7 protein-coding genes and 1 pseudogene are annotated in these 7,046 nt (G+C 33.0%); 7 read left to right on the top strand and 1 reads right to left on the bottom strand.

Features of this window, described 5'->3' with window-relative positions:
• Positions 1-187 precede the first annotated feature (187 nt).
• Positions 188-1,045: a ParA family protein gene (locus DOK81_RS12065; protein WP_206911180.1), complete on the top strand. Its 858-nt coding sequence runs from the start codon at positions 188-190 to the stop codon at positions 1,043-1,045.
• Positions 1,046-1,049: 4 nt separating this feature from the next.
• On the top strand, positions 1,050-1,601 hold the full coding sequence (locus tag DOK81_RS12060) for a hypothetical protein (RefSeq protein ID WP_206911179.1): 552 nt from the start codon (positions 1,050-1,052) through the stop codon (positions 1,599-1,601).
• A gap of 271 nt (positions 1,602-1,872) precedes the next feature.
• Here DOK81_RS12060 and DOK81_RS12055 read toward each other — a convergent pair whose 3' ends face one another.
• Positions 1,873-2,427 carry a tyrosine-type recombinase/integrase gene (locus DOK81_RS12055; RefSeq protein WP_206911178.1) on the bottom strand — a complete coding sequence of 185 codons (555 nt, stop codon included), beginning with the start codon at positions 2,425-2,427 and terminating at the stop codon, positions 1,873-1,875.
• Between the two features lie 704 nt (positions 2,428-3,131).
• On the opposite strand from DOK81_RS12055, the pseudogene DOK81_RS12365 reads away from it, so the two are divergent.
• The 5 genes and pseudogenes from DOK81_RS12365 to DOK81_RS12360 all read left to right on the top strand — a co-directional run.
• Positions 3,132-3,278, top strand: a pseudogene (locus tag DOK81_RS12365) (aldo/keto reductase); the annotation flags it as partial.
• A gap of 1,024 nt (positions 3,279-4,302) precedes the next feature.
• Positions 4,303-4,764, top strand: a complete 462-nt coding sequence (locus DOK81_RS12420; protein WP_277988535.1) for a hypothetical protein — start codon at positions 4,303-4,305, stop codon at positions 4,762-4,764.
• Positions 4,761-4,985: a hypothetical protein gene (locus DOK81_RS12415; RefSeq protein ID WP_277988534.1), complete on the top strand. Its 225-nt coding sequence runs from the start codon at positions 4,761-4,763 to the stop codon at positions 4,983-4,985. Before DOK81_RS12420 ends, DOK81_RS12415 begins: the two co-directional genes overlap by 4 nt.
• Before the next feature lie 39 nt (positions 4,986-5,024).
• Positions 5,025-6,233, top strand: a complete 1,209-nt coding sequence (locus DOK81_RS12045) for a chloride channel protein (RefSeq protein WP_206911177.1) — start codon at positions 5,025-5,027, stop codon at positions 6,231-6,233.
• A 445-nt stretch (positions 6,234-6,678) separates the two neighbouring features.
• Positions 6,679-6,834, top strand: a complete 156-nt coding sequence (locus DOK81_RS12360) for a hypothetical protein (RefSeq protein ID WP_242590028.1) — start codon at positions 6,679-6,681, stop codon at positions 6,832-6,834.
• The last annotated feature ends 212 nt before the right edge of the window (positions 6,835-7,046 follow it).

Raw genomic sequence — 7,046 nt, 5'->3', positions numbered from 1 at the left:
CTTAATTTGATTTTTTAATACTACCTGTGTAGGTAGGCGATTTATCAATGATTTATAGGTTGCTATATTGAATACTACTAATTTAAGGTAGTATTCAATATAAATATTTTGGGTAGTATTTATTATTTGTGATATACTAAAATAAATCAATTAAAGTAGTATCTAATTAAAAGAAAAGAGGTAGGACATGGTAGCGAAGAAATATGTTATTGGTAATTTCAAAGGTGGAGTTGGAAAAAGCACTTGTGCACAAATGTTAGGTTTCGAATCTGCTGTTCATGAAAATAAGCGCACACTCATTATCGATTTAGATATGCAAGGGAATACTTCAGACGTGATGAATTTAACACATATGAATTTTCCAGCAGATGAAGGCGGGGGAGATGGCACACCGATTGCTTATGAAAATACTGTGACCGATGTACTCATTAATGATTTGCCAGCAGAAGAAGCTGTCTACAAAGTAATTGATAATTTATATATTTTGCCAGCAGATATGTCGTTTGAAATGTATGATGATTGGGTGAAAGAACATTTCAGTGATTCTTTATCACAATTTAAGTATATGGAAGAAAGACTACAGCCATTATTCGATCAATTTGAAGTTATTTACTTAGATGTACCTCCTTCTATTTCAGTTTATAGTAAGTCAGCTATGTACATTGCCGATTGGGCCATTGTTGTTTTGCAAACCCAAGTTAAATCTATGAGAAATGCAATGCAATATTTGGAATATATGGACTTTTTTGTCAAAGAATTTGATACAGAGCTATATGTTGCAGGGGTCATTCCTTTCATGCTAGAAAGTGGTGACGCTGTTGATCAAGAAATGTATAAGCAAGCACAAGAAATTTATGGTGAACATTTAATTAAAAATGTGGTATTAAAAAATGCGCGTTTGAAGCGTTATGACGGCTCGGGAATTACTATGGAAAAAACGAAAAAAGGTTTATTAAAACAATGGGATAGAAAAAGCCATGAATTGTTTATCAACATATTAAAAGAACTGGAAGAGCATGAAAATTGGTATGCGGAGGTGAACTAATTCAATGGCAGATATTAAAGGGTTAGATATTTTTGGGAATAATAAAGGGCTTGCTAAAATAAAAAAAGAAGCGGAAGCAAAGAAAAAGCAACCAGTGGTTAAACCTAAAGTAGAAGCAAAGCCAAAAGAACAAAATAATAATTTGAATAATGTACCTACAAGTCAAAATCAATTGAAGCAGGAACATGTAAAAAAAGCAGGAGCTCCTATTAGGAAATTTGATAAAGTCTACTCTGCAAAGCATCCATTGAAATTATCAACGTTACTCAATGCAACTTCTAGAGTTTTAGTTGAAAAATATGAAACGAGTATGACGCGTGATGAATTGCTGAGAAAGGCCTTAGATGAGTACATTAAACAAAACTTGACACAAGAAGACAAGCAAGATTTATTTAATGACGTGAACAAAGAGTTGAATTTGTTTCGAGAAAAGTATCCAATTATTCCAGAGTTAGATAGTAATGGCAAGATTATTCGCTCTGCCAAACAAATTGAAAAAGATACAAAAGAATCAATCCAAAGTAATTGGGGAATGAATTCTAAGTCAAGAAATTAAAAATAAGATACTACCTGATAGAGGTAGTATCTTATTTTTTTACTCAATCTTGAAAACTAGAATAAGAAAACTCGCTTTAGTATTAGCGCCGATAATTAATCATAGTTTGATAGTAGCTAAAAATTTTTTTGCTTCTCAAGATAAAAAATTTTGTGTTGTTCAATAATATCATGAAAAAACTCTACTATTATGTAGAAGGTTTTTATGCTCTTAAAAATATGTTAGCTGCTCTTCATCTACTAAATATTTCATAATATCGTAAGTGAATTTTTCATATGCCAATTTTAAAGTCTGCTAGTGAAGCACCAATTTCATCTTCTGTAATTCCAATGTATCTTTTAGTGATTGCCTGAGAACTATGATTAAAAATAAACATCAGTGTAGCAATATCGTGTGTTCGTTTGTAGTAATGGTAACCAAAAGTCTTGCGTAAGGTATGGGTACCAATATCATTTCTTCCCAAGTTATTCGCAATATTAGCATATAATTTATAGACTGTATTTGGTTTTAGATGCCCATTTTGTTGTCTGCTAGGGAAGAGCCAGTCGTTATCATCCATCTCTTTTGTGTAGGCAGCAATTTCTTGCTGTAAATTTTGAATGTAGATTGGTTTTCTTTTTCCAGTTTTTTGTTCAATAATAATTGGTTTTTGGACACCTCGAATGTCTCCCACTTTTAACTTCACTATATCAGAAATTCGTAATCCATTATTTATTCCAAACAAAAATAAAAAGCTATCTCTTTCTGGATATTTCGTTCTTCGTAACCAAAATTGAAAATCACGAATTTCTTCTGCTGTTCGTAAAGGTTGAACATTGTAAACCATCAAAAAATCTCCTTAAATTTTGTTCTAAAATAGAAACATTCTGTCTTCATTATTTTAACACTATAGTAACATAATAATGAACTTAAAAGAATTGAAATACAAAACGTTAATAAATGCGAATTTTAGTTCATGATTTTACATAAAATAGTGAACTCAGAATATTTTATATTTATCTGTACATTAATTTGTAATATACATAATAGAAGATTTCAGAATGGGAGGAGAGGTAAAAAAACAATTTTTGATATTAGGACAGTTCTATAAACAAAAGAGAGAGCAATCAATTTGAAAGATGCTGATCGAATTACAAAATTGATTGAAATTGACGACAACGAAAAAGAGTATATACGAAAAGTATATCTAAAATATATCTGTGAAAGTTTATTTGAGATTAAAAATTTCGTCATAGCTTTTTCTGTTAATTTCGGTGGTGTCCAAGAAGTATGCGAGGAGTTTCAGATCACAATGAAAGTAAACATGATGTCTGTGTCAGAAGAAATAGAAGTATTACAGTGAGGGAATACTTTAGTTCTAAATAAAATGGTAAAAATCTTGATTGTTAATCTAGACGACATAAAATTTTTATAGTAAAAACGAGTAATTCTAATTCGCTAACTAAGAATTACTCGCGTTCAGTTTATGCAAATTTAAGAACCTAATTTTTCACGTATGATTGCTTCAGCAATAGAAGATACAAGACTGAGGTTGCACTGTTTGTTTTTGAATTATCAATGGAAGATATGCATTTGATTTCGACATTAGATAATAATGAAAGTCAATTTTTTGATCACCATGATCCAGATACAATTGAGCAAATCTTTGGTTCAAGTTTACGTGAGTTGAGATCTTAATTAATAACAAAAATAATCTAGCGACTTAGAGTTAGTTTTCTTCATATTTCACGCTAACACTGTTAAAGACCCCGTGTATAGCTATTGCTTGAACCTAGAGCTTTAAATTACGTATTTAATTATTGTTGCTACGATGTAAGTGCGAAATGAGATAAGCTATATACAAATAGCAAAAAAGCCGACCCTACTGTAAGGTTGGCTTTTTTTACGTTCATTATGACTTTGTACACGTGAGTTAGAGACAACTTGCTTTTAATTATCGTCCTTCTCGTCAAATCAGTGAGAAACTGACTATTTCATTTATTTTAGTTAGCGTATAGTGTTTATAACATATAGCAATAATAGTTTTGAATGTTAAAACGTGTATGATTTTCAGTTAGTAATCCCTAGTATAAAATATGATATAATTAAGAGGTAGAAAAGTGAAAAGATGGTGGCTAATCTCTTGAAAAAGGGGTGATGCCTATGGTTCATAGCTTTATCCCTAGAAGGGAGTAGGCACGTGTCAACTTTTGAAGCAATTCAACTGATGATCGCTTTTGCGACGTTAGTTTTGCTGATTATTGACCATAAAGACCAAAAAAAATAACCATCTAAAACACTTTGGCGAGTAGTTAGATGGTTAAAAATCAAAATAATAAAAGCCACCGTCTTTTTAACGGTTCTACATTGGGGCTATGTTCGAGCATAGCTCCTTTTTCTTGTCTTTAGTATATCATAATTCCTTAGAAAAATACAAATACTAGATTACTAAAGGAAGCTTTCGAGGATCAGGACTGGGAACCATTCAACGCCAAGAAACCACAAGACCTAGAAAGTATTTGATATCACTGTTCAGGAAACTGGAATACCTACTAATAATTTGCTGGGTGGGATTCTTTTTATTTGGCTTTGTTTTCCTTTTTCTCCTTAGTTGATATCCTTGTCACATAAGCAAGATTGAGCAATTTCTAACCTAATTTTCTTTAAATAGCATAAAATGAATAGTAAGAAACAAATGCCTTAACTAGAAGAAGGGGATGAAATGAAAGCGCACCCAAATGGTAAGATGACTAGTATTCTGAACAAAGATTCCTATACAGAGGATCATTTTATGGAAATTGAAGTTTATGAGACGTACCAAGAATTGGAAACAGATCATGAGGCTGCATTGAAAAAAGTAGAAACGAAGTTGTTGATTATCAATAGGGAATTGAGCGGAGTAAAATATACTGGACGTAAAGACCGAATCCATCAAATCCAAAAAAGAATCAAAACTTTTAAAAGTTTTGTCAATAAATTAGCTAAAAAAGGACTGGACTTGTCTAAAGAAAATATCGTCCGCTCTATTCATGATGTGGCGGGCTTACGTGTGATTTGTTCGTATACAGATGATATTATCACATTATTGACTCATTACAACGTCATCCAGATATCCAGATCATTTAAGTCAAGGATTATTTCAAACATCCTAAACCCAGTAGCTACCGAAGTGTCCACGTATTGATCGAGATACCGGTCTATTTTTTAGAAGAAACCAAAAACTTATTAGTCGAGATCCAATTCCGAACGATCGCTATGGATTTTTGGGCGAGTCTGGAGCATGGACTTAAATATAAAAACATAGCGATTGATTCTGATTTGTCGAATCAATTAAAACAAGTTGCGGAAGAAATCACTCGATTAGAAGAGGAAATGCTTACTATTAGAAAAATGATAGAAGACTAAAACAGAGCGATGAAAAAGTCGGCTGTGAGGAGGAAGATGATGAAATTTTCTAGTATTTTTATGCTCTATTCTTTATTTTTGGGTTTTTGTGTCGGTATCTTTTCTGCTTTATTCTTAGTCATCGTCAATTTTTTGATCCAAGTAGTTTGGCAAACGATCCCAGAAGCACTGTCTTTTCCTATTTATTACCCATTGATCGTGACTCTTATCGGTGGCGGGGTGATTGGTTTATTTCAAAAGAAAGTTGGGCAATATCCCAAAACAATTGAAGAAACACTAAAAGAATTTAAAGAACAAAAGACAGTGACTTATAAATATCGTGTGGGAAAAAATTTTTCAGCAGCACTTGCTGTTTTAACTTTCGGCGCAAGTCTTGGACCAGAAGCAGCTTTAGGTAGTTTGCTAGGAGAGGGGATTAGCTGGATTGGCGATCAAATGAAGTGGACCCTTGCCAAAAGAGAACAACTTCTGGAAGTAAGTTTAGGAACGATGCTTGCGGTAATTTTTCATGCACCATTTATGAGTGTTGCCCAGCCTCTTGAACAAGAACAAGAGAACATACGTATCAAATGGAAAAAAATTGTTTTGTATGTAGCCACGACCATCGTGGGAATTTTAGGTTTTACTTTCACTCAGAAACTTTTTCCACAAGAAAAAGTCTTTGAAATCCGTACACCAGCGATTACTTGGGATATCAACTTGCTTTATGTGATTCTCCCAGCCATACTTTGTGGGATCGGGTTCGGGTATTTGTTTTTATTTTCAGAAACAGTAAGTGAACGAATAGCCAAAAAAATCAATCATCCATTATTATTGGCATTACTTGCTGGTCTATTGATCGGTATTTTTGGGATGATTTCCTCTTATTTCCTTTTCTCAGGGGAGCATAGTGTAGGTACTCTTTCACGTGAGTATCAAAAACTGACTATTGGGTATCTCTTATTTTTAGCCGTAGGAAAAATGTGTTGGACGAATATCTCCTTTGCATTTGGTTGGCGAGGAGGGAAAATCTTTCCAGCTATTTTCACTAGTGTTGCTGTCGGGCTCGCATTTGTTAAACTTTTTCCTTTCACACCAGGATTACTTGTGAGTATTATCGTTGCCTCAAGTCTAACGATCATTTTAAAACAAGTATGGGTTACTGCAGCACTGCTTCTGTTTTTATTTCCTCTTCAGTTTTTTCCAGTGATTCTCTTCGTTTGTTGGTTGACGAAGCAGGTTTCTAATAAAATTCAGCCAAGTAAATAAAACAATGTTTTTGTCAGAGAGGGATAAAAAAGAATCATTCGGGGCCATATTCTAAAAAAGTCGTACTTCGATGTCGAGAAAGGAGATAGCATTAGATAAGAATAATAACGTACTACCGATTTTAGGTAGCATGTTACTTTTTTCTCTCGTGAGCTTTGGAGGAAAACTGATACCGGAGCTTACTTTCAATCGATACGTTGTCATAATTCTACGTGTACAGAACTCTTTTGCTTTGTATACGTTTCTTTTTGTTATACTTGTACCAATAATAATTAGAAGAAGAATTTGTTACCTGTGAGAAGTAAGGATGAAAATGATTAGTCAAAGATGGAGTGAGAATGGTAGTAAGCAAGTGGTATCAAAAACGTGAAGGACAGTCAGAACATCTAGTGTATTTGAACAAAGAAGGGAAAAACTACAAAAGTTGTTACAAAGAGAAAAAACAATGATTATCCGAGGAGGCGTAGGTAAAAAACATTTGGCTATCTACAAAATTGCTTATTTAGAAGTTATTGAGCCGCTTAAGTATCATCATGAGAATAATATGAACGACTGGGTGATAACGGATTCCATTGATGAAATAAAAGCTTCTGTAAATTGATTTAGAAAATGAGCTACAATAAAGTAGATGTACAAAGAGTACCTGATAGTATTTAAAAAACATAACATACTACCAATATTTGGTAGTATGTTATGTTTTTTGTGCATCGAAGGTATAAAATCATGTGGTTGAACAGTACTTCTTTATCACAGATGAAAGAATAAAAAATCCTGAGTTTATGATTTCAAGTGATCGTTTGTTTCTTTTTGTCT

This window comes from Enterococcus sp. DIV0660C (genome assembly GCF_017316125.1).
GTDB lineage: Bacteria > Bacillota > Bacilli > Lactobacillales > Enterococcaceae > Enterococcus_B.
Note: the sequence above shows the minus strand (reverse complement) of the source record. Positions and strands in the feature narration are given on the sequence as shown.